General features: G+C 40.8%; 15 protein-coding genes. 14 read left to right on the top strand and 1 reads right to left on the bottom strand.

What is annotated here, in order from left to right; genetic code table 11:
• Positions 1-66: 66 nt before the first annotated feature.
• On the top strand, positions 67-1,215 hold the full coding sequence (locus OCK74_RS24385; protein ID WP_279299721.1) for an alpha/beta hydrolase: 1,149 nt from the start codon (positions 67-69) through the stop codon (positions 1,213-1,215).
• Between the two features lie 192 nt (positions 1,216-1,407).
• Positions 1,408-2,274 carry an alpha/beta hydrolase gene (locus OCK74_RS24380; protein ID WP_279299720.1) on the top strand — a complete coding sequence of 289 codons (867 nt, stop codon included), beginning with the start codon at positions 1,408-1,410 and terminating at the stop codon, positions 2,272-2,274.
• Between the two features lie 202 nt (positions 2,275-2,476).
• On the opposite strand, the gene OCK74_RS24375 is transcribed toward OCK74_RS24380, so the two are convergent.
• Positions 2,477-6,667: a hybrid sensor histidine kinase/response regulator transcription factor gene (locus tag OCK74_RS24375; protein ID WP_279299719.1), complete on the bottom strand. Its 4,191-nt coding sequence runs from the start codon at positions 6,665-6,667 to the stop codon at positions 2,477-2,479.
• A gap of 372 nt (positions 6,668-7,039) precedes the next feature.
• Between OCK74_RS24375 and OCK74_RS24370 the strand changes: the two genes are divergently transcribed.
• The 12 genes from OCK74_RS24370 (at position 7,040) to OCK74_RS24315 (ending at position 26,042) form a co-directional block, all read left to right on the top strand.
• Positions 7,040-7,306 (top strand): hypothetical protein, encoded by a 267-nt coding sequence (locus OCK74_RS24370; RefSeq protein ID WP_279299718.1) that lies wholly within the window; start codon positions 7,040-7,042, stop codon positions 7,304-7,306.
• Between the two features lie 116 nt (positions 7,307-7,422).
• Positions 7,423-9,510, top strand: coding sequence for an alpha-L-arabinofuranosidase C-terminal domain-containing protein (locus tag OCK74_RS24365; protein WP_279299717.1), 2,088 nt, complete (start codon positions 7,423-7,425; stop codon positions 9,508-9,510).
• Between the two features lie 297 nt (positions 9,511-9,807).
• Complete coding sequence (locus OCK74_RS24360) at positions 9,808-10,383, top strand: fibronectin type III-like domain-contianing protein (protein WP_279299716.1); 576 nt, start codon at positions 9,808-9,810, stop codon at positions 10,381-10,383.
• A 54-nt stretch (positions 10,384-10,437) separates the two neighbouring features.
• Complete coding sequence (locus OCK74_RS24355; protein WP_279299715.1) at positions 10,438-11,805, top strand: glycoside hydrolase family 43 protein; 1,368 nt, start codon at positions 10,438-10,440, stop codon at positions 11,803-11,805.
• Between the two features lie 101 nt (positions 11,806-11,906).
• Entirely contained in the window at positions 11,907-13,925 is a 2,019-nt protein-coding gene (locus OCK74_RS24350; protein ID WP_279299714.1) for an NPCBM/NEW2 domain-containing protein, read from the top strand.
• A 98-nt stretch (positions 13,926-14,023) separates the two neighbouring features.
• A complete protein-coding gene (locus OCK74_RS24345) occupies positions 14,024-14,986 on the top strand; it encodes a glycoside hydrolase family 43 protein (protein WP_279299713.1) in 963 nt (320 codons plus the stop codon).
• Between the two features lie 78 nt (positions 14,987-15,064).
• Complete coding sequence (locus tag OCK74_RS24340; protein WP_279299712.1) at positions 15,065-17,482, top strand: glycoside hydrolase family 31 protein; 2,418 nt, start codon at positions 15,065-15,067, stop codon at positions 17,480-17,482.
• Between the two features lie 25 nt (positions 17,483-17,507).
• Positions 17,508-19,439: a glycoside hydrolase family 97 protein gene (locus OCK74_RS24335; protein WP_279299711.1), complete on the top strand. Its 1,932-nt coding sequence runs from the start codon at positions 17,508-17,510 to the stop codon at positions 19,437-19,439.
• Between the two features lie 35 nt (positions 19,440-19,474).
• Positions 19,475-22,087 (top strand): glycoside hydrolase family 31 protein, encoded by a 2,613-nt coding sequence (locus tag OCK74_RS24330; RefSeq protein WP_279299710.1) that lies wholly within the window; start codon positions 19,475-19,477, stop codon positions 22,085-22,087.
• Between the two features lie 85 nt (positions 22,088-22,172).
• On the top strand, positions 22,173-24,701 hold the full coding sequence (locus OCK74_RS24325) for a glycoside hydrolase family 95 protein (RefSeq protein WP_279299709.1): 2,529 nt from the start codon (positions 22,173-22,175) through the stop codon (positions 24,699-24,701).
• Positions 24,702-24,919: 218 nt separating this feature from the next.
• Positions 24,920-25,153: a VOC family protein gene (locus OCK74_RS24320; RefSeq protein WP_279299708.1), complete on the top strand. Its 234-nt coding sequence runs from the start codon at positions 24,920-24,922 to the stop codon at positions 25,151-25,153.
• A gap of 115 nt (positions 25,154-25,268) precedes the next feature.
• Positions 25,269-26,042 carry a ThuA domain-containing protein gene (locus tag OCK74_RS24315; protein WP_279299707.1) on the top strand — a complete coding sequence of 258 codons (774 nt, stop codon included), beginning with the start codon at positions 25,269-25,271 and terminating at the stop codon, positions 26,040-26,042.
• The last annotated feature ends 15 nt before the right edge of the window (positions 26,043-26,057 follow it).

The raw sequence follows: 26,057 nt of genomic DNA, 5'->3' as shown, positions 1-26,057 counted from the left end.
GATATCTAAGGATAAGTCTCTTTAACTATCAATCAAAATCATTTTATAATTTAAAATTATAACCATATGAATCTTAAGTCTTCAGCTATTGTTTTAGCGACCACATTACTTTGTGGTATCTGTTATGCACAGACGCAGACTGCAACACAAGAAAAGCAGACTGCACCACTAGAAGATTTTAAACCTTCAACCTTAAATCAGCCGGGACAACAGTACCCGCAGGTCAATTCGCAGGGTTATGCACGATTTCGTATGGTGGCACCTCAGGCCCAAAGCGTTATTGTAAGCCTTGGGCTTGGCGGCACCAGGGGAGGAACTCCTCTGACAAAAGTTACGGATAGCGTTTGGATGGGTACAACTGCAGGCCCTATGGAAGAAGGCTTCCATTATTACCGTGTAACGGTCGATGGTGGAGTATTTAACGATCCGGGTACTTTGAACTTTTATGGTTCCACCCGTTGGGAGAGCGGCATTGAAATCCCTGCTCACGATCAGGACTTTTATGCGCTAAAGGATGTTCCTCACGGCCATGTTCAGCAGATTTTTTTCCCTTCAAAGAGTACAAACACTTCACGCCGGGCATTTGTTTATACGCCTCCAGGCTATGAGAAGGGAAAATCTAAACGCTATCCTGTGTTGTACCTGCAGCATGGCTGGGGCGAAGATGAAACCGCCTGGACCAATCAAGGTCATGCAAATTTGATCATGGACAACCTGATTGCTGAAGGCAAGATCAAGCCATTCATCATTGTGATGACGTACGGAATGACGAATGACATAAGGCCTGGTGGTGGTGGCCTCAGAAATTTCGATATTAAGCCATTTCAAACAGTTCTCCTTGATGAGTTGATCCCTTACGTGGATGCCTACTTCCGTACGATTGCCGATCAGTCTCACCGTGCTATGGCAGGTCTCTCAATGGGTGGCTTTGAAACACATACAATAACACTTGCCCGTCCTGATCTATTTTCATATTATGGGCTTCTTAGTGGCGGTACCTATAAGCCGGAAGAAATCAAAGACAAGTCAAAAGTTAAACTCATCTTCATGAGTTGTGGCAGCTTTGAAAATCCTGATGGTGTTACAAAAGCTGCTGAAGCATTGAAAGCAGCCGGTTTCAATGCAGTGTCTTATGTTTCACCAAATACACGTCACGAGTTTCAGACCTGGCGCCGCAGCCTATACGTGCTAGCTCCTATGTTGTTTAAAGATTAAAAACTTTAGAATGAAAAGAACTGAAGGAACCTCCATTGCTGCTATTAATTAATACAGTTTCTATTGTACTCGAGAATGACCTGACTGCACCAACAAAGAAATTCGTGAAGTCTTATAATTAAAAGAACAAGTGTGATACCTGAATTATCGAATTTTCAAATCGGAAAAATTAAAGCAAGCAAATTATGTTTTATGATTTGCTTGCTCTTTTCATTTATTGCAAATGCGCAAGAAATAGTTGAACTGTATCCTGGTTCAATCCCCAATTCAAAAAAAACTGAGAAAAAAGAAACCTTCAATTCGGGCATGTTTCGTGGTGTAACAAAGCCAACACTGGAAATCTATCTTCCTGAAAAAGAAAAAGCAACCGGAACTGCAGTTATAATTATTCCAGGAGGTGGTTACGGAGTGGTTGTTTACCAGGGCGAAGGAATTTCTACCGCAAAACAATTTGCAAAGAACGGGGTAGCTGCGTTTGTACTGAAATACAGATTGCCCGATGATTCAATCATGCTGAATAAAACAATTGGCCCCTTACAGGATGCACAGCAAGCCATAAAACTGATTCGGGAAAATGCAGCCAAATGGGAAATTGATACGAACAAAGTTGGAATTATAGGCTTCTCTGCCGGTGGGCATTTGGCTTCAACAGCAGCCACCCATTTTCAAAAACCGCTTATTGAAAATGCTAACAATACCGGTCTTCGTCCCAATTTTCAGGTTGTGGTTTACCCTGTAATAAGTATGCAGGATAGCTTAACACATCGTGACTCCCGAAACAATTTGCTTGGAAAAAATCCGTCGAAAGAACTAATTGACCAATACTCGAATGAATTACAGGTTACCAATAATACACCGCCGGCGTACATAACGCATGCAGCAGACGATAAAACTGTTGATGTAGATAACAGTATAACCTACTTTGAAAACCTCCGGCATCATAATGTTGAAGTAGAAATGCATATCTATCCGAAGGGCGGACATGGATTTATTTTCAGGCAACTTGATTGGATCGATCCTTTGCTTTTGTGGATGAAAAAAAATAAATGGATTCATTAATGATGCTTTCATCAACATAATAGAATTCTTAGTGCAATCAAGAGTGCTCAAACAAAACATGTTTATGAAAAGTTCTAAAATTATACGTTCACTACTTATAACAGCAGCGCTGGCAGGCATGCAATTGATTGTGATAATGTTTATGCGATTGTAACAGAAGCACCCATGATGCTTAGACAATAATAGAGGAATACTTCAACAATTAATCATCAACACTCTTTTTATCACTTCCCTTTCTCATATTATTCATATACTCCGAAGGCAGCATGTTGAATTTTGCTTTGAATGATTTGGCAAAATAGTTTGGTGTGGAAAAGCCAACAGAGTAGGCAATCTGGGCGATATTCATATCACTTTTCTCCAACAAAACTGCTGCCTTGTCCAGCTTTACAGAACGAATGAATTCCACTGGGGTTTGACCTGTTAATTCCAAGAGCTTGCTGTACATGGAACTCCGGCTCATGCCCACATGCCTGCTCAATTCTTCCACAGATAATTGGGAATTGGTCAGGTTTTCTTCCAGGTAAAGCATGATCTTGTTTAGCAGTTTCTCATCATCGGATTCAATTTCAACTTCAGGGGTAAGAACCTTGATTTGTTTGGTATAGGTATTTTTTAAAGTGCTGTTCAACACCAGCAGGTTTTTGATTTTTGCATTCAGCACTTCAAAATTAAAAGGCTTGGTGATGTAGTCATTGGCACCGGTCCCTAAACCCTTTAATTGGTCTTCTTCACCGGTTAAGGCGGTGAGCAGGATGACAGGAATATGGCTGGTTCTTTTATCGGATTTGATTTTCCGGCTCAATTCAATGCCGTCCATATAGGGCATGGAGATATCGCTGACAATGAGCTGCGGATGATGCGAAAGTGCCTTCTGCCAGCCTTCCTTTCCGTTAGCTGCCTCAAAAACATTGTAATGCAACCTGAGATTGTCCTTCAGATAAAACCGGAAGTCATCGTTATCTTCCACCAGCAAAATCGAAGGCATTTCTGTTTTGCTCTTCAAGGCATTGTCTTTTTGGAATTCTGGGATAGCTTCTAGTGTTTCTGTTGATTCTTCTATTGCTTCTGACTCCAGTATCGGGGCTTCGGCTTCCACTAGGCTGGGCACATTATCTTTGGGAGCTTCCAAAGGAATAAAGGGAAGATGAATGGTAAAGGTCGTACCCTTTCCCGGTTCACTGTCAACGTCAATGGTACCACCGTGCATTTTTACAAACTCTTTTGTAATAGACAAGCCTATGCCTGTTCCCTGATTGAGTATAGCGGCAGCCGTTGTGTTTTGAAAAAAGCGTTCAAATATTTTCTCTTTTTTGTCTTCCGGAATACCGATTCCTGTATCACGCACCTTAATAGATACCCATTTTTTTGATGGATCGGATGCCCTATCTGAATCTTCTAGTTCCAGACTTATTTTACCGCCTTCTAAAGTGAATTTAAAGGCATTGGATAAGAGGTTGAACAAGATCCGCTCGATTTTATCGTGGTCAAAAAGCGTGTACAGCTGGTCAATTTGACTTGTAAAAGCAAAATCTATTTTCTTTCTTTCTGAAAGGTCTTTAAAGGAATCAGACACTTCTTTTACAAAAGAAACCAGTTCTCCTTCTGACGCATTTAATTTCAGCTCATGCTCTTCCATCTTGCGGAAGTCGAGGAGCTGGTTCACCAGATTTAAGAGCCTTCTTGCATTGCGTTTGATCATGTGCAACTGGCTGGATGCCTGTTCGTTTTTTTCCTGTATCAACAGCTTGTCCACTGGGCCTAAGATTAAAGAAATCGGGGTTCTGAATTCATGGCTCAAGTTGGTCAGGAACTTAATTTTAAGCCGGTCCAGTTCACGCATCCGCTCTATCTCTTTGCGCTCTTGTTCAGCGTGTATTCTTTCCTGTTCCAGAGCAAACTTCCTGTTTAATTTTTGAATACTCTTGTACCTCAGGTAGAGCAATAGACCAATGATCAGTAGCACATAAAGGATATAGGCATAAACCGTTCGCCAGAAAGGGGGGTGGACATGTATTTTAATAGAAGTCCCTTCGTTATTCCATACCCCATCGTTATTGCCAGCTCTAACACGAAAGATGTACTCGCCTGGGTCAAGATTGGTATAAGAAGCTGTGGTGGAACTGCCCACATAATTCCAGTCTTTATCAAATCCCTCCAGTTTGTAAGCATACTGGTTTTGCTCTGGTGCAGTAAAGTTCAATGCAACAAAACTTAAAGCGAAGTTTTGTTTATAATCTAAGTTGATTTCTTTGGCTACTGAGATATGCTCCTCTATCGGTCCGTCTTCTGAAGCAACCGCGGATTGGTTGGAAATCTTTAAATCAGTTATCAGAACAGGTGGTATATTGTCGTTTTTCTTTAAATAATCAGGATTGAAATAATTAAAGCCTTCAAGCCCTCCAAAAAATAACACTCCATTCGATAGCCGTAGGCCAGCTCCAAGAACGAAGTTGTTGTTTTGAACACCATTATGATAGTTATAATTGTTAATCTTTTTTGTACCGGCATCAATGCTGCTGATCCCTTTGTTTGAGCTTACCCAAATCAATCCTTTTTGATCTTCCACTATTTTGTAAACAGTGTTATTTATTAGGCCATCTTTTTCAGAAAAACTAATAAAGTTCTTTGTGTTTTTGTGGAATAAAGCCAATCCACCTCCATGGGTTCCTGCCCAAATATTTCCACGGCTGTCTTCTAATAAGGATAGCACCTTGTCATTGGGCAATTTGCTGTTGGATGTGCTATAAATCGTGAATTTCCCGGAAGCGGGTTGCAGAACAGCAATGCCCCCTCCATGCGTAGCGATCCAGATATTACCCTGCCGATCTTCAAAAATATCGCGGATATATCCGTTGATAGGTAACAGAACATCGTTGGCAGTTTTCGGGTTAGGAGTATACCTTACAACAACCTTATGTTCCCCGTTTAAAACATTCACGCCTGCGCCATTGGTTCCGACCCAGGTGTTTCCTTTGCGATCTTCTTTGATGCAAAAAATATCATTGGCATTTAGATCTCCAGGATTTGTGCCCTGCATTAGTTGCTGGTAGTTTCCGGAGGCAGGGTCCCATATGAATAATCCGTCTGCATACGTTCCAATCATTAGCTGATGCTTGCTGCTCATATTCATCGCCTTAATGATAATATGATTATTGGAACTATTTCTTTTGGAATGAATGTTGAAATGTTGAAATAGTTTCGTTTTGCGGTCGAACAGGCTCAGTCCTCCGCCCTCTGTTCCGACATAAACATTGCCGTTTTTATCTTCTGCAAAAGCTGTAACAATGGAAGCGTTCAAACCTTTCTCATCAAAGACATTGCTTTGTATCTGGTTAAAAAGATTTAAATTTTTATCATATTTGTTAATGCCACCACCGCTCATACCCAGCCAGTAAATGCCTTGTTTATCCCTGTACACATAACGAACCGCTTTGGCAGTTAGACTATGGATATTATGGTAATCAAAATGAAATTTTGTGATTTCAGCTGTTCTGGTGTCCAAAACATCCAAGCCTTCTTCTGTTCCCAACCATAATTTGTCCCTGTCAACAGCTATGGAATGAATGACATTACTACTTAAAGTTCTGGAGTTATCATTATTATGTTTGTAATTGATAAAGCCAGGATTACCCGGTTTTAACATGCTTAAACCCTCATTGGTGCCTATCCATATATTGCCTTTACTATCTTCTGCTACAGCATTTACATGATTACCACTTACGCTTGAAGGATCCTGGTTGGAGTGTACAAACTGCCTCAGGGATTTAGTTTGGGGATCGTATTGAAACAATCCTTCATCTGTTCCGATCCACATTTGGTGTTGGCTATCCTCAAAAACGCAAACACCTGAATTCGGAAAGACCGAAACTGAACTGCCTGTGGCAACGGGAATTTTTGAGACCCGTTTGGTTGCAGGGTCAAGGACGTTCACACCGCTAAAATGGGCAATCCATATTTTCCCGAGATAGTCGCTGCAAATACCCATAATAACATTATTGCTTATGGAATTGGGGGCTCTGTTTGATGGAAAATTGATAAATACATCCTTTTTCCGGTCATAGAGGCTTAGTGAACCGCCGCTGGTACCTACCCACAAATTGCCTGCTTTATCTTCATGAAGGGATAAAATTTCATTGGCCTGTAAACTTTCAGGATTGCCCACCTTATGGCGGTAAACCGTCAAGTTGGTACCATCAAACTTATTCAAACCATCTTCTGTACCAAACCATAATAGACCATAGCGGTCTTTCAAGATGGCATTGACCATATTTGATGAAAGGCCGTCTTTTGTAGTTAGTGAAGTAAAATTAATGTCTTCCTGCTGAGCAGGGGCACAGAACATCAATCCAATGGCAAACAAACAGAATAGAGCAAGCTTTTTAAAAATCATGTTTTTTGTACGGTAAGTGGTTGGTGGATGCAAATATGAGGAAATTTATTATTTGTATCTGCAATTGTAGCAACATTAGTCTTGAATATTAAAATGTCTTTTAATGTTATTAAGCAGTTTTAACCTTCCTTCATGTAGGAGTATTTCTGAGATTTTGAATTACAACAATTTTACCACGAATTTACCTGATTGGTGGTGATTTTCTAGAGTAAAAAACATTTGTTCCATGATTTTCAACAAATGAGCCTGTATTCCCAATTCAGTGAAGCTAGATTTGAAAATACCAAATTCTATCAAAAGGCACCTCGGCTTCATCTTGAAAAAGCTTGGAAGAAACCTTTGTTCCTTTTTAACCATTGTCGATCCTTAATCATGAAAAAAGTTTCTATCGTTCTGATTGCAGTTATGTTTTATGGCATTGCATCAGCACAGTTTGTAGGTGTTATGCGTAACCAACAGGAAGAACCGCTTCCTATGAGTATTGGTACAGAAGAAGGTCAGAGAGCAAAGCAAACCTATGAAAAGCTTAAAAATCATGGTATCAAAAATTTAGTTTACCATGAATCGCAAGGCACTGCACACGAATGGTTAACATGGCGCAGAGCCCTCAATGATTTCGCTCCAAGGCTGTTTAAATAGTAATAGATTCTTATCCGTTTACTTTCAATTTGATAACACACATTCTTTTAATTCTAAAACAATTCATGAAAAGGAACAAGTTCCAAAAAAGCATATTAAAAATGGGTTTTTGTGTTATGGGATTAGGTCTTATAATTCCTCACACGGATGCTCAAAAGCCCAAACTTACTTTAGATTTCACTAAGCCTGGCGCTACTGTCAGCCCGATGCTTTATGGATTGATGACAGAGGAGATCAATCACTCCTATGATGGTGGTTTGTATGCAGAATTGATACGCAACCGCATATTCAAGGACCACCCAAACACTCCTGAAGGATGGAGCCTTGTGCGGCAAGATTCTTCTTCAAATGCGGCCATTAAGTTAATGGCACCAACAGAGAGTAATGTTCTTTTTGATGAAAGACGGCACGCCATTACTGGTGCACTGACAACCTGCTTACGGCTTACGGTAGAAAAAGCAAACGGGAGAGTTGGCATTGCCAATGAAGGATACTGGGGGATACCTGTAAAACCAAACACCGCTTACAGAGCATCATTTTATATAAAAGGCTCTGGAAGCGTTCAGCCTCCAAGACGTCCCGGATCACAACAATCTGTGGCGCCGCAAAGGCCGGTGATTGAAGATAACACGGCAGGCCCTATAAGGGTGACGATTGAAAGCAATGATGGCAAGACAGTTTATGCTTCCGGCACCATTGATCTGGCAAAAAGCATATACTGGAAAAAATATGAGCTGACATTGACCACTGCCGCAGATGTTAAACCTACCACTGACGCACGGTTTGTGATTTCAACTGATCGCACGGGCCTTTATTATTTTAATCTTGTTTCCTTATTTCCTCCTACTTATAAAAGCCGTCCCAATGGCAACAGGCCAGATTTAATGCAAATGATGGCGGACATGAAGCCTAAGTTTTTGCGTTTTCCCGGCGGCAATTTCCTGGAAGGGCCTCTGCTTACTGACGCCTTTCCATGGAAACAAACACTGGGTCCTCTGGAGCAAAGGCCAGGTCACAAAGGGTCCTGGGGTTATCGTCCATCAGATGGAATGGGCCTGCTTGAGTTTTTGTTATGGTGCGAGGATATAGGAGCAGAACCTGTGTTAGGCGTATATGCCGGCTATTCATTGAATGGAGATCATATAGACGCCGGCCCACTATTAAAACCATATGTAGATGATGCCCTGGATGAAATTGAATACGTGATCGGCGATGTCAACACCTATTGGGGCGCCAAACGTGCAGCGGATGGTCATCCTGAGCCCTTTAAACTTAGATATATAGAGATCGGCAATGAAGATTGGTTTGACAGATCAAACAGTTATGACGGCAGGTTCAACCAGTTCAGAGCGGCTATAGAAGCCAAATATTCGCAATTGATTTGCATATCAACAATAGCAGATGCACAATATCCCGATCTGAAAGTAACAACAGGTAAAAAGCCGGCAGTACTCGATGAGCATTATTACCGGAACTCATGGGCAATGTGGGAAAACGCTTCACAATATGATAGCTATGACCGCAATGGTCCCAAAATATTCGTGGGAGAATGGGCTACACGGGAAGGTGCACCGACCACTAATTTAATTGCTGCATTGGGAGATGCTGCATGGATGACCGGTATGGAACGCAATTCAGACATCGTGATCATGTCTTGCTATGCTCCTTTGTTTGTGAATGTGAACACCGCCACGACCACAGCTCCTAAAGCATGGCAATGGGACTCTGATTTGATTGGCTACAATACTTTGAACAGTTATGGGGCGCCCTCTTATCATGTACAGAAAATGTTCAGTCATTATTTAGGTGATAAGATCGTGCCGATGACAGCGGAAAATATACCAACACAACCCAGACCTCTTACCCGAAGAGATAGTGCTGATGGCAAAACAACACCGCCGCTTGTTCCTACTGTATTCTATTCAGCCACAAAGGATGAAAAAACAGGAGCTATTTATCTTAAAGTTGTGAATACATTAGGAAAAAAGCAACCAGTTGAGATCAATTTAATGGGTATTGGCAAAGTTTCTCCAGAGGCCACATTGGTGGTTATTAAAGGTGATAAACCAGAAGCCACCAATACCATTACTGATCCTGAAAAGATCGTACCGGTTGCTTCAAAAATAAAAGGTATTGCTTCGGTGTTTACCAGGTCGCTCGATCCTTACTCTGTAAGCATATTTCAATTGCAAATCGGAAAATAGAAAATAATAGAATTGAATTCTTAAATAAAGAAAGACTTGCTGCTGTTTAATCCTAATTGCAGAGAAAAGAGGATACCCAACTTCCTTGCTTCATTATGAAAACTCTTTCTCACTATGCCTTAATTAAGGATTAAAAGCTTGCTATTTGTTTAATGTTTATCACTTCAAAAAAAGCCATGGAAAATTGCTTGCAAAAAGAGAAGCATCGCTCTCACAAAAGAGTATTCAGGACGCAAAGTGAAAAAGGCCATTGTTTTCTGCTTTTGACTATTTTAAGCCTTTGTTGTTCCACAGTTTTTGCTCAACAGATTGTCAAAGGCCGGGTCACCACAGCCGGGGCAGGCTGTTGCAGATATTTTGTCCGGGGATTTTAATCCATCTGGAAAACTTCCCATTAGATTTTATAAAGACACCACTCAGTTACCCCATTTTGAAGATTACACGATGAAAGGAAGAACCTATCGCTATATGAGCGAAGCGCCTCTTTTTACCTTTGGGTATGGATTATGCTATACCAGCTTTACAATTGGTAATGCGCAAACCAGTAAAACAGAGATCAGAAAAAATGAAGACCTCCAGCTCACCATTCCTGTTTCAAACACCGGCAGAAGAGAGGGCGCAGAAGTGGTGCAAGTGTATGTTCGGAAAGTAAATGATGCAGGTGGCCCAACAAAAACCTTAAGATGTTTTAAAAGAGTAGGTGTTGGCGCAGGAAAGACTATTCAGGCCATAATTGATCTTCCATATAATGCTTTTGAGTTTTTTGATACCACAAGTGGTGTTATGAAAGTAACTCCCGGAGCATATGAAATCTGGTACGGTAACAGTTCGGCCGCAAAAGATCTGAAAATGACCAAAGTGAACGTGCTCTAATCATTTATAATCCTAACCATAAATAAATCTTATACCAATAGCTAATGTCTGATAATGAGAAAACTTTTAAAAAATATTACTGCTTCTTTTTTTGTACTTATATCAGCCTTTTCTATCAAGGCTCAAAACCCGATCATTCAAACCATTTACACTGCCGATCCGGCTCCGATGGTTTATAAGGACACTGTTTGGTTATATACGGGTCATGATGAAGATCGTTCTACCTGGTTTACCATGAAGGACTGGCGGTGTTATTCTTCTACAGATATGGTCAACTGGACCGATCATGGGTCTCCCTTATCACTTAAAACTTTTAAATGGGCTCAAAAAGATGCCTGGGCAGGACAATGTATATACCGCAACGGAAAGTTTTACTGGTATGTGCCCATGAACCAGGAAAATGGTAAAGGCATGGCTATTGGAGTAGCTGTTTCCGATAGGCCAACCGGGCCATTTGTAGATGCACTTGGAAAACCATTGGTGCATAGTGGCAACGGTGATATTGATCCCACCGTTTTTATTGATGATGATGGCCAGGCATATTTGTATTGGGGAAATCCTTATCTGAAATATGTCAAATTAAATGAGGACATGATTTCCTATTCCAGCGATATAGTAAACGTACCCTTAACAAAAGAAGGATTTAATGTACGGTATAAAGATGCGGACAAAAGACCTTCTTCCTACGAAGAAGGTCCATGGCTATACAAGAGAAAAGGATTGTATTACCTGCTGTATCCTACAGGTGGTGTTCCTGAGCATCTGGCCTATTCCACCAGCACAAGCCCAACTGGTCCATGGAAGTACAGAGATACGATCATGTCTGTCATACAAAAAGGCGGTGCTTTCACCAATCATCCCGGCGTCATAGTGTATAAGGGTAAAACGTATCTGTTCAATCACAACGGTGCTTTGCCCGGCGGCGGCGGTTTTACCCGTTCGGTCTGTGTTGATGAATTTCAATATAATCCTGATGGCACCATACCTCGCATAACTCCAACTGTTGAAGGGGTTTCCAGTGTTTCCCAATTGAATCCTTATAAACGGGTGGAAGCTGAAACGATTGCATGGGAAGTGGGAGTGGAGACAGCTTCAGACAGTATAGCCGGTATGTATGTAACCGATATTGACAACGGCGATTACATTAAGGTTAGAGATGTTCATTTTCGAGATAAAGCAAACTGGTTTGAGGCCAATGTAGCTTCTTTATCTGGGGGAGCTAGCATTGAGATCCTTATCGATAGTCTCAATGGTGAATTGATTGGCGCCTGCAATGTTCAAAGTACAGGAGGCATGCTTAACTGGACAAAACAATCATGTAAAGTGAAAAAGGTTAAAGGAGGGCATGATGTGTATTTAGTTTTCAAAGGTGGCGAAGGCAAATTATTCAATTTCGACTGGTGGAAACTTGATAGTAAATAAGAACTGAAAAATCCTGTTGTCCTGCCGTTCAACAATAACAACGCATACAATAAAATGCAAGCTTCAATAAAGTATAAACATCATGAATGTAAAAAATAAGATTGATCACCTTGGTTGGGCTTATTATAGCGCTGAACCTGACCGGAACTAATCGACTATCTGCTCAAACAGTATGGCTCGACCAGTTAGATCTTAGTGTTGCAACCCAGGGTTATGGAATACCTAAAAAGAATAAATCTATCGATGGTAAGGTCCTATCAATCGGTGGTAAAACATTCGAGCGTGGCTTTGGAACACATGCGGAGAGTTCCTTATTTATTCAACTGGATGGAAAAGCGACATCATTCACTGCTCATGTAGGGATTGATGATGAGATAGAAGGACATGAGCCAGCTGTTGAATTTATAGTATATGGAGATAACAAAAAGCTTTGGTCGAGTGGTATTATGCACTTAGGCGAAGCTCCTAAGCCTTGCTCCGTACCACTTACCCGTGTACAAAAACTCGAATTAGTAGTAACCGATGGTGGCAATGACAACTACTATGACCATGCAGATTGGGCAGATGCGAAATTTGAGACCACGGGCGTGAATACCTTTGTTACTACCAATCCTGTATCCAGTAAGCCCTATTTGCTCACACCTTCACCTTCTGCCAAACCAAAGATCAATAGCGCCAGTGTTTTCGGCGTGCGTCCCGGTTCTCCCTTTCAATTTCTGATAGCAGCGACCGGTGACCGGCCAATGAGCTTTTCGGTCAAAGGGTTGCCTTCCGGGCTGCAGATAGATCCAGAAACCGGCATCATTACTGGTAAGCTTTCCAAAGCTGGAACATTTGAAGTTTCCTTAAGTGCAAAGAATGCAAAGGGAAGGGCAGAAAAAAAACTACGCATTGTCTGTGGCGACCGCATTGCGCTCACACCACCAATGGGCTGGAACAGTTGGAACTGTTTTGCCGGTGAGGTCTCGGCAGATAAGGTAAAGCGGGCCGCTGAAGCCATGGTAAAAAGCGGACTGGTCAATCACGGCTGGACCTATATCAATATTGACGATTTCTGGCAGAACCACCGCGACTCTAAAGACCAAACCTTGCGTGGCAATTTGCGTGATGAAGCAGGCAATATTCTACCTAATGCCAGGTTTGGCGATATGAAAGTACTTACTGATTACGTACATAAGCTCGGGTTGAAAATTGGTCTCTATTCTAGCCCCGGACCATGGACCTGTGGTGGCTGTGCAGGTAGTTATAGTTATGAAAAACAAGATGCTGAAAGTTATGCCAAATGGGGTTTTGATTATCTGAAATATGATTGGTGTAGTTACGGTGGTGTCATCAATGGTATGCCGGGTAATGATCCATACAAAGTAGCCTCTTTGTCATACCAGGGCGGTGGTAATCTTCCAGTAGCTATTAAACCCTTTAAATTGATGGGTGATTACCTTCTTCAGCAACCTCGCGATATCGTTTACAGCCTATGCCAATATGGTATGTCAGATGTATGGAAGTGGGGCAATTCGGTGGGTGGTGCTTGCTGGCGCACTACAAATGATATCACCGATACATGGGTGAGTGTTAAAAATATAGCGCTGGCTCAGGATAAAGCCGCTGCATGGGCTAAACCGGGAAACTGGAACGATCCTGATATGCTGGTCGTAGGAACTGTAGGCTGGGGAAATCCACATCCGAGCAAACTTAAACCTGACGAACAATATCTCCACTTTAGCCAATGGAGTCTCTTTTCGGCACCACTCCTCATTGGATGTGATATGGAAAAACTTGATGAGTTTACGCTGAATCTGCTTACAAATGATGAAGTGATCGAAATTAACCAGGATCCGCTGGGCAAGCAGGCAACCTGCGTTCAAAGTATTGGTGAGCTGCGTATCTATGTGAAAGAGCTTGAAGATGGTAGCCATGCAGTGGGTTTCTGCAATTTTGGGCTCGAAAAAGTTAATTTTTCCTATAAAGACTTTGAGAAACTCGGGATAACTGGCAAGCAGAAGATACGTGACTTGTGGAGGCAGAAGGATATCCGTTCTCTCAATACAAAAAGTGATCATCTTCTCATTGATGTTCCGGTGCATGGGGTGCTTCTGTACAAATTTACGCCTGTGAAGTGACGATTTTCCCCTGTTTTGTAACACTTGATATTCAAGTCGGGCAAATGATTTTTCATAGATAATAAACATTAATAAATTCTAAAACTAGATTCACATATATGAGACTTGCAAGAATTATAATATGCGGCTTAACACTTTTACTGCCATTTAACACTTTACTGGCACAAAACCCGATCATCAAGCACATTTTCACTGCCGATCCGGCTCCAATCGTTTATAAGGATACTTTATTCCTGTACACTGGTCATGATACAGCGTCAACCACAGCCACCAACTATAAAATGCCCGACTGGCATGTTTTCTCCTCCACTGATATGGTAAACTGGAAGGATTATGGCACTGTCTTGTCACCTAATACTTTTTCATGGGCTACCGGAGATGCTTATGCAGCTCAATGTATTGAAAGGAATGGCAAGTTTTATTGGTTTGTTTCAACCTTTCACAAAAAGGACAGCAATAGCAATGGAGGCGCAGCAATAGGTGTGGCTGTTTCAGATAGACCTTCAGGGCCTTTCAAAGATGCTATAGGAAAAGCACTTATTACTAATGAAATGACCACCGATATGAAACATAGTTGGGATGATATAGACCCAACTGTTTTTATCGACGATGATGGGCAGGCTTATCTCTTTTGGGGTAATGGCAGTTGCAAATGGGTCAAGTTGAAAGAAAACATGATTGAACTGGGTGGGTCAATTACCACTTTTAAACCGGAACATTATATTGAAGGGCCCTGGATTTACAAACGGAAAGGTATGTATTACCTGGTTTATGCAAGTGCTGGGACAAAACCTGAAATGATCGAATACTGCACCGCTTCAAATATAGCCGGACCCTGGACATACAGAGGCATCATCCAGGAAAATGTGCCTAATAGTTTTACCACACATCCAGGTATTATAGACTATAAAGGCAAAAGCTACTTCTTTTATCATAATGGAACACTTCCTACAGGTGGTAGTTATCGCCGGTCTATCTGTGTAGATTATATGTATTACAACCCGGATGGAAGCATTAAAAAGATCGTACAAACTACAGAGGGTGTTAGTCGCGTAAAGTGAGATGTCAGAAAAAAATGAACATACAAGGTGGACACGATTAGTGTTTTGTATTCAAAAGCTATAAAATAAAATTAAAAGATGCCGAAATGCAGTGTTTATACATTTTTGTTTGTACTCCTTTTTACGAGCATAAACAGTAGCGCACAGACATATAAAAAAACAGACCTGGGTATTAAAACCAATATCAATGGTATAGAAATAGAACTGCAGTTATACAGTCCTGCCATCATCAGGGTGTTAAAATCGCCAGCCGGCAACAGTTTTAACAAAGAAAGCCTTTCTGTAATTAAGAAGCCAGGAAAAACAACGTTCAATGTTCAACAGCAAGGAGATTTACTATATCTGAAAACGAATAAGCTACTTGTGAGTCTGAATATGAAATCAGGAGATATAAGTTATTTCATATCAGGAAATCTGCTTTTAAAAGAAAAGGATGAAGGTGTAAAGTTTACATCCTTTAATGATGCAGGTAACAATACATACAAGGTTTCACAATCATTTGTATTGGATAATGATGAGGCCATCTATGGTTTGGGCCAGCAACAGGGGGGTAAAATGGTGCAACGAAATCTTACGCTTCATATGGTCCAGGGTAATACGGATGATTATATTCCTTTTTTTCAATCAGTAAAAGGATTCGGCGTCTTCTGGGATAATTATTCGCCAACTCAGTTTATTGACAATACAGAAGGCACATCTTTCACATCTGATGTGGGGGAAGGTATTGACTATTACTTTATGTATGGTGGCAATGCCGATGGTGTGGTTGCATGCATGCGTGATCTGTCTGGGCAAGCGCCGATGTTTCCCCTATGGACATATGGTTTCTGGCAGAGTAAAGAACGCTATAAAAGCCAGGATGAATTAATAGACGTAGTGAAGCAATACCGCAAATTGGGCGTTCCGATTGATGGTATCATTCAGGACTGGCAGTATTGGGGTAATAATTACCTATGGAATGCCATGGAGTTTCTCAACGTTGATTTCCCGGATCCGCAGAAGATGATTATAGAAGCGCATAACCTGAATGCGCATATGATCATATCCATTTGGAATTCTTTTGGCCCTCATACAAAACAGTACCGGGATCTAGAGAAAATAAATGCACTTTTAGATTTTACCACATGGCCGCAATCTGGTTCTGAAAAATGGCCACCCAACCGGGATTATCCTTCCGGAGTAAGGGTGTATGATCCTTACAACCCGGAAGCCCGAAACATTTATTGGAACTATTTGAGAAAAATGTATTCACTTGGGTTAGATGGTTGGTGGATGGATTCATCAGAGCCTGATCATCTTGATTTTAAGCCATCTGATTTAGATAATAAAACTTATTTGGGTTCTTTCAGGAAAGTACGAAACGCTTTTCCTTTAATGACAGTTGGTGGTGTTTATACACATCAACGTGCCGTTGATTCAAGTAAAAGAGTCTTTATACTAACACGTTCAGCCTTTGCTGGCCAGCAACGTTATGGTGCCAATACATGGTCCGGAGATGTGACAGCTTCCTGGGATGCACTCCGTAATCAAATATCTGCAGGATTGAACTTTTCACTCACCGGCATTCCTTACTGGAATAGCGATATCGGAGGATTCTTTCTTTCTAAATTTCCTGGAAAGCTAAAAGATCCTGAATACCGTGAATTGTATGTGCGCTGGCTTCAATTTGGTACATTCTGTCCAATGATGCGTTCACATGGCGCAGATGCTCCCCGTGAAATTTACCAGTTTGGGCAAAAAGGAAATAAATACTATGATGCTATAGAAAAGTTCATCAATCTGCGTTACCGGTTTTTGCCTTATATCTATTCTACGGCCTGGGATGTCACAGCAAATCAATCGAGCATGATGCGGGCACTCATGATGGATTTTCCAAAAGATAAACAGGCTTTGGATATTAACGATCAGTACCTATTTGGCAAATCGCTTTTGGTGAGCCCGGTTGCTAAAGCTATGTATATAAAACCTGGCACAAGTGGACAAAGATTCATCCAGGAGGAAGACTTCAGTTCCATCAAATCTAAAGAAACCTATTTGCCTGCTGGCGCTAACTGGTTTGATTTCTGGACTGGAGAAAAGTTAATGGGTGGTACTAAAGTTAATAAAGAAACACCTATTGATATGATCCCCCTGTATGTAAAAGCCGGTTCTATTATTCCTTTTGGTCCTGAAGTTCAATTTGCTGAAGAGAAAAAATGGGACAATCTTGAAATACGCATCTATCCTGGAGCCGATGGGAAATTTGTGTTGTATGAAGATGATAATGACAACTATAATTATGAGAAAGGTATTTACTCCACCATCTCGTTTAGTTGGGACGATAAAAAGAGAACACTGACAATAAGTAACAGGAATGGCTCTTTCCCCGTAATGCTTGATAGTAGAAAGTTCAATATAGTAATCGTCAATACTGGTAAAAGTGTTGGAGAAAATACAGTTAATGAACCTGATAAAGTAATAACTTATACAGGGAAAAAAGTTGCCGTTAAATTTTAAAGAAAAACAAACAGTAAATATTGTAATGAAGTCAACGGTTGTTTCAGCTATTTTTTTTGCACTCAGCACTTGTTCCGCATTTGTCCAAAAGCTAATAGTTCAATCTCCGAATCAAAAGATCAATGTAGCACTTTTTAGTAGCCAAAATAATGATGTAGGAGCATGGTATCTTAAGGCCTCATATTCAGATAATGAAAAAATTTCGGAAGCGATTCCACGTATCGATCTTGGGCTTTCGAGAAGCGACCAGGATTTTTCCAGTGAGCTGAAATTCCTGAAAGCAGGTAAACCGCTTTTGATAAACGAACAGTACACGGCTCTGCACGGTAAAAAATCGGTTTGCACGAATTCAGCCAATGAAGTGACAGTTTCTTTTGAAAACCCGTCTAAAGCAAAATTGAACATCATCATAAGAGCCTATAATGATGGTGTTGCCTTTCGTTACGGATTTCCTGAGAAGAAGGGGACTTTTGAGATGAAGGATGAATTGACTACCTACTCGGTCCCTAATGAAACGATGAGGTGGATGGAAAAATGGAATCCCGCCAATGAAGGTCTTTATACGGCTATGAGTGACGATAAGGTGCAAAAGCAGGAATGGTGTTACCCTGTTCTGTTCCAATTAAAGGACAGTTCCTGCTGGTACCTGTTGCACGAATCTGATGTGAACAGGACCTATTGCGGATCTAAACTCAGTAACCAGGTGGATGCATCAAAATATAAAATTACATTCCCCAACCCAAAAGATGGAAGAGGAATGGGTTCATCAACACCCACCATTACACTTCCCTGGAAGTCACCATGGCGGGTCATGATCATGGGCAGCCTTTCGGATATTGTATCATCTACTTTGGTGGATGATGTATCTTCTCCCTCTGTTGTAAAGAATACGGATTGGATCAAACCAGGACTGGTATCATGGAACTATTGGTCCAGCAACCATGGTACAAAAGACTACAAAGTGGTTTGTGAATTTGCTGACCTGGCAGCACGGATGAACTGGCCCTATATGTTGTTGGACTGGGAATGGGATGCTATGTCAAACGGAGGCAATATTGAAGACGCGGCAAAGTATATTGTATCCAAAGGTGTAAAGCCTTTGATCTGGTACAATTCGGGAGGTAACCATACATGGGTATCCTCTACGCCCAAAGACCGCATGCTGACCCACGAAAACCGGGTAGAAGAATTTACCAAGCTGAAAAAGATGGGATTTGCAGGTGTTAAGATCGATTTCTTTGAGAGCGAAAAGCAGGATATGATCAAATATTACCTGGATATATTGGAAGATGCAGCCCAATTTGAAATGTTGGTTTATTTCCATGGTTGCCTGGTACCCAGGGGATGGTCCAGAACTTATCCCAACCTGATGACTTATGAAGGCGTGCGGGGTGCCGAGTGGTATAACAACGGGCCGGAATTTACGACGACAGCCCCGGAGCATAATACCATCCTTCCCTTTACGCGTAATGTAGTGGGCCCTATGGATTATACACCGGTGACCTTTACCAATTCTCAGTTTCCGCATTTGACATCATACGGGCACGAGCTGGCCTTGAGTGTATTGTTTGAATCCGGTTTGCAACACCTGGCGGATCGCCCGGAAGGTTATCTGGAATTGCCGGATGCAGCAAAAGCTTTTCTCAAATGTGTTCCCAATGCCTGGGATGAAACCAAATTGCTTGAGGGTTATCCCGGTAAGGATGTTCTGATGGCCCGTCGCAAAGGAGATGCCTGGTACATCGGTGGAATTAATGCTGAAATCAGGGAAAAGCAGAAAACCTTGCAATTCGGTTTTTTGCCGGATAAGGTAAAGTATAAACTGACATTGATTGCTGATGGAAAACACGACAAAGCGTTCGCAACAAAATACCAGGTGGTGGATAAATCCAGTTCTGTGGATGTCAGGATGCTTCGCCGTGGTGGTTTTGCTGCATCTTTAGTGCCAATACAGTAGCTCAAATTATTAAAAAATTATAGTCAAGCAGCACGATGAAGTTAAAACTCCTTTTATTGATTGGATTGATACCTGCTCTTGTATTCGGACAGGTTTATCAAAAACACAGTTTGCAGAAAGACCGGGTTTCCATACAGCTTTCTGAAGGATTATTGAATATTATTCCTTTATCGGACCAAGCGGTAAGAGTGCAATGGGAAAAAAATAAAATGAAAGAAGAACGTGAATTTGTTTTAATTAACAAGCTCCCTGTACCTGCATTCAAGTTTGTTGAAACAGGATCAAAACTGAAACTGAGTACAAATTCAGTAACGGTGCTTTTTGACAAACAAACAGGAGTAATTGAGTATAGTGATCAAACTGGAAAGATATTCCTTTGTGAAAAAGCGGGAAGCAGGAAATTACTACCTGATTCTGTTTCAGGCGAACCCTGTTTTGTTGCAGAGCAAAGTTTTGATTCACCTGCGGATGAGTATTTGTTTGGATTGGGGCAGTTTCAGGATGGGGCGTATAACCTGCGAAACATCAGTCGTAAATTGATCCAGGTCAACACGCAGATTTCTATTCCTTTTCTTTATTCAAGCAGAGGCTATGGGATCTTATGGCATCAGTATGGACTTACTTATTTTAATCCTGCGGATAATGTCGTTCAGCTTTTGAAAAATGATACCGCATCCGGCGAGAAACGTGATGCTGAAGTAACGACGACTTCAGGTACACAGCGTGTTTCCCAGCAACAATTGCTGTACACAGGAAAGTTTACAGTTGATGAGGATGGTGAATACTCTGTAATGCTGGATTTGGGAAATATGGATAACCGCCACCTGGTAATAATTGATGGTACTCCTTACATTGACCAATCAAACTTATGGCTTCCTCCCGCAGCAAGTAAGTTGGTAAAATTGAAAGCCGGAGAACACAGCGTGCAAGTAGTTTGCAGGTCAACCAATAAGCCAAAATTATCCTGGAAGCCTGCAGGCAACGAAACCACCTTCCGTTCACCAAATGCCAGGTCGCTCGACTATATAGTATTTTATGGAAGAAATGCAGATGATGTAATTAACAACTATCGCAGTCTGTCAGGTAATGTACCTATGCTTCCTTTGTGGGCTTATGGTTTCTGGCAATGTCGTGAACGATATACGTCAGGCAAACACTTGGTTGAAACGGTACAAGAATTCAGAAAAAGAAAACTTCCCATGGATGTGATTGTTCAGGACTGGCAATATTGGGGCAAGTACGGATGGGGTGTTCCGAAATTTGATGAGACCAATTATCCCAATCCGGATCAGTTTATCAAACAATTGCATGATTTGAATGCGCATTTTTCTATTTCAGTTTGGGAAAACCTGGATAAAAAGTCGGAGATAGCTAAAGAATATAATTCTAAAAATTTATACATCCCTAACAGTCCTTGGATCGATATCTATAACCCTGAAACACAGTATACGCATTGGAGTGCTTTGAACAAAAACCTGTTCAGTTATGGTGTTGATTCTTGGTGGATGGATGCTACAGAACCAGAGAATGATGCCTTAACAGATAAACAAACTTATTTTGGATTAGGAGATTTCTATAGACTTACTTATCCACTGTTTGTAAGCAAAGCGGTTTATGAAGGACAACGTAAAACAAACAACCAGAAGAGAGTAGCCATCCTTACCCGTTCAGCTTATGCCGGCCAACAACGATTTGGTACTATTAACTGGTCGGGGGATATTGGCTGGAATTGGGATGCTTTTAAAAGACAGATTGTGGCGGGATTAAATTATTCTTTAACAGGGATGCCTTACTGGACAACAGATATCGGTGGCTTTTTCCGCCCCGGCCGTTCACAATATACTGACTCGAAGTATCACGATATTCTCACGCGATGGTTTCAATGGGGTACATTCAATACTATTTTCCGCATGCATGGTTATCAAACTGAAACTGAACCCTGGAAGTATGGGGAGGCAGTTGAAACAAATATGAGAAGCATGCTTAATCTCCGGTATCGCTTGCTGCCTTATATATATTCAGAAGGATGGCAAGTTGTAAGCAAAGGATCTACCATCATGCGTCCGTTGGTAATGGATTTTAAAAACGATCCAACTGCTATCGGACAATCCTATCAATACATGTTTGGTAAAGCTTTCCTTGTAGCACCAGTTACTGAACCGAATGTTTCTGAATGGAATGTTTATTTGCCGAAGTCTCCAGCATGGTATGATTTCTGGACAGGCCATCGTTTCAATGGCGGACAAACTATAAAAACGGCTTCGCCACAAGACAGGATTCCTGTTTTTGTTAAAGCCGGTTCAATTGTTCCTATGGGTAAATTTTTACAATCCACCGCAGAAAAATCGATGGACACACTTGAAATTAGAATTTATCCTGGTGCAGATGCACAATTTCTATTATACAGCGATGAAGGCGATAACTACAACTATGAAAAAGGAAAATATAAGGTAATCCCCTTTCGATGGAATGAGCAACAGAAAATACTTACGATTGATAGACAGCAGGGGAGTTATGAGGGAGCATTGAAAAAGCAGGTATTCAATATTGTTTGGGTAAGTGAATCGCAAGGATATGGAACATGTATCAGCCCGAAAGTAAAGTCCATTGTTTATACAGGGGAAAAAATATCTGTACCGAGAAGATGATGACAGCTTATTTATGAATTTCCACTTATGGAACTGTAAATATTTGAGGAACATAAATTTTGACTTTAATGATAATTGTAAATAAATGAAAAAAGTACTCTTTATTGCTTTGCTATTTGTAACAACAATAGGCTTTTCTCAAAACAAACCAGGTTTAAAGCTTTGGTACAACAAGCCATCAGGTAGAGTTTGGGAGAATGCAATGCCCATTGGTAACGGACGGTTGGGTGCCATGGTTTATGGAAACGTAGAAAAAGAAACCATTCAGTTAAACGAACATACCGTATGGAGTGGTAGCCCGAACCGCAATGATAATCCATTAGCATTGGATTCTTTGGAAGTAATACGAAAACTGATATTTGAGGGTAAACAAAAGGAAGCAGAAAGAATTGCCAACAGAGTGATCATTACAAAAAAATCGCATGGCCAGAAGTTTGAACCTGTGGGCAGTCTTCAAATTTCTTTTGATGGACATGAAAGCTATTCAAATTACTATAGGGAATTAGATATCGAAAGAGCTGTAACCAAAACCACTTATACGGTTGATGGTGTAACCTATACACGAGAAGCATTGGCCTCTTTTCCTGACCGTGTTATTGTAATGCGATTAACTGCCAGTAAACCAAGTAGCATTTCTTTTACCGCTTCTTTTACAACGCCCCAGCTCAAAGCTGTTGTTAAAACAACACCTGCTAAAGAATTAACAATTGCAGGAACAACCTCGGACCATGAGGGGGTTAAAGGCATGGTGAATTTTAAGGGTATAGTACGCATGAAACCTGAAGGTGGTACTTTTACTTCGGATGATACTTCAATAACTATTAAAAATGCAAATGCAGCAACGATCTATATTTCTATTGCCACCAACTTTAATAATTACAATGACATCAGTGGTGATGAAAATAAAAGAGCTGCTAATTATTTAAATAAGGCTTTTTCGAAATCTTTTGCTGCAATTTTACCCGCACATATTGCTACTTATCAAAAATATTTTAACAGGGTGAAATTAGACCTTGGTATTACTGATGCTGCCAATCTTCCGACTGATGAGCGATTAAAAAATTTTATTAACACTGAGGATCCGCAGTTTGTAACATTATACTACCAGTTCGGTCGCTATTTGTTGATTTCTTCTTCCCAACCCGGAGGACAGGCAGCTAACCTGCAGGGAATATGGAATGATAAAATCAATCCACCTTGGGATAGCAAATACACTATTAATATCAATGCGCAAATGAACTATTGGCCTGCAGAAAAAACAAACCTTTCTGAATTGCATGAACCTTTTCTGCAAATGGTAAGAGATCTGTCTGTAGCAGGTAGGCAAACAGCAAGAGAGATGTACGGAGCAAGGGGATGGATGGCGCACCATAATACCGATATTTGGCGTGCTACAGGTGCTATTGACGGTGCTTTATGGGGTGTATGGAGTGCAGCAGGAGGGTGGACTAGCCAGCATCTTTGGGAACACTATCTGTACAGTGGAGATAAAGCTTTCCTGGCTTCTGTTTATCCTATTTTGAAAGACGCCGCAACATTTTATGTTGATTTCCTGATCGAGCATCCAACAAAACATTGGTTGGTGATCAATCCCGATATGTCGCCTGAAAATGCACCCAGAGCACACCAGGGTTCTTCTCTTGACGCAGGAACAACCATGACCAACCAGATTGTCTTTGATATATTCAGTTCCACTATAAGGGCGGGAGAAATTTTGAAAAAAGATGCAGACTTTATTGATACACTAAGACAAATGCGCAAACGCCTGCCACCGATGCAAATTGGTCAACACGGTCAATTGCAGGAGTGGTTAGATGATATAGATGATCCGCAAGATAATCACCGGCATATTTCACATTTATATGGATTGTTTCCATCTAATCAGATTTCTCCATACCGTACACCGCAATTATATAGTGCAGCTAAAACTACCTTAACTCATCGTGGCGATATATCGACTGGTTGGAGTATGGGGTGGAAAGTAAACTGGTGGGCCAGAATGTTGGACGGAAATCATGCATATAAATTAATTCAAAACCAACTTTCTCCTGTTCGAACTGGTCCAGTTCGGGGTGAAGGCGGTGGCGGCACATACAACAACCTTTTTGATGCCCACCCACCATTTCAGATCGATGGCAACTTCGGTTGTACTTCTGGTATTACAGAAATGCTGATGCAAAGTGCTAATGGTGAAATGCACCTACTGCCTGCTCTACCTGATGTTTGGCAAAATGGTAGTATCACTGGGCTGCGTGCAATAGGTGGCTTTGAAATTGTGAGCATGGAATGGAAAGATGCAAGGCTTGTGAAAGCAGTGATCAAATCAAAATTAGGCGGCAATCTACGTTTGCGGATTCCTAATGCAATGAAATTAAGTTCAGGTGGTGTATTGAAAGCTGCAACTGGTAAAAATCCAAATTCTTTTTATCAGGTTGAAGATACACCTGCACCTCTTATTTCACCAAAGGCAACGGTTACACCTTTAGAGGTAAAAGAGACAATGGTTTATGATTTTCCGACTCAGGCAGGGAAAACGTACACTTTTATTGCACAGCAATATTTTGATTTGAATGCAGGTTATTTTAAAGGGAGCACAAATTTGCAGATTAAATAATTGCAGTCGAAATAAAAATTGCTGCATTTAGATAAAAAAATAGAATTTATCCATTTTTATAAGTTTCAAAAAGATGAATAGAATCCTGGTAAAATTTTCTTTATTGCTAGTTGCAGGCTTTATGACTTGTATCTCTAACACTCAATCCCAATGGTGTGCCTTTTTCTGTGACAGTGCTAAAGCTCTAAAACAGTGCTGATGTCAATGAATGGAAACTTATGAGCTTTGGCAAAAAAGCTACTCATTCCAAACAAAACTACATTCAGGATGATGTAGGCATGCAGTATATTACTATCAATGTGAAAGCGTTGAAACCAATCATTGAAAGACTGAAACAAATGAAAGTGCCTTTCCTTGGAAGTACTCCCACACCTTTGAATAGAAATTCACATTTTGTGTTCGTGCAGGATCCTGATGGGAATTTTATAGAATTGATCGGGCCACTTGAATAGAGCCTGTTCACTTGAATTTATATTTATTTTCTACAATAAATTATTAAAAGCTTAAAATTGGCTTAATTTGTTAATTCTGTTCATTCACACTTTACTTCTTAAATGCCATACAAAAGTGAAAAGAATTCAATTGCATTTATTATTTCTTTTATTGCTTGCTGTTTCATTCGTAATGACCAGTTTTTCCGTACCCAAGCAAAAGAAGGTTCTTGTATTTAGTAAAACCGCAGGTTTCCGTCATACATCGGCCATAGAGGCAGGAAAAATAGAAATAGGGGAGATGGGAAAGAAAAACAAATTTGCCGTTGATACTACAGAAAGTTCTGAGGCTTTCACTGTCGAAAATCTAAAACAATACGCTGCAGTGATTTTTTTATGCACTACAGGTGATGTGTTAAATGAGGAGCAGCAAAAGGCATTTGAACAATTCATCCGTAATGGAGGCGGCTATGTAGGATTGCATTCTGCTGCTGATACTGAATACGACTGGGAATGGTTTGGTGGGCTGAATGGCGCTTATTTTAAAAACCATCCAAGACAGCAGGAGGCAGTTTTTAATGTGGTAAATAGCAACCATATCGCTACAGCACATCTGCCAAAAGTATGGAAACGTTTTGATGAACTGTATAACTTCAAATGGATCGGTATTGATTTAAATGTACTTATCACAATTGATGAAAATAGTTATTCAGGTGGAGGCAATGGCTACAATCATCCAATGGCCTGGTATCATGAATATGACGGAGGTAGAGGTTTTTATACAGCATTGGGCCACGATAATAAATCATGGCAAGACCCACTATACCAGCAACATGTTTTAGGAGGCATCAAATATGTGATAGGCGCTAGTTCCGAAGCAAATTCAATAAATATTGCATCCACCAAATAAAATATTTGATTCAGA

The organism is Paraflavisolibacter caeni (assembly GCF_025628885.1).
GTDB classification, from domain to species: Bacteria; Bacteroidota; Bacteroidia; order Chitinophagales; family Chitinophagaceae; genus Flavisolibacter; species Flavisolibacter caeni.
Note: the sequence above shows the minus strand (reverse complement) of the source record. Positions and strands in the feature narration are given on the sequence as shown.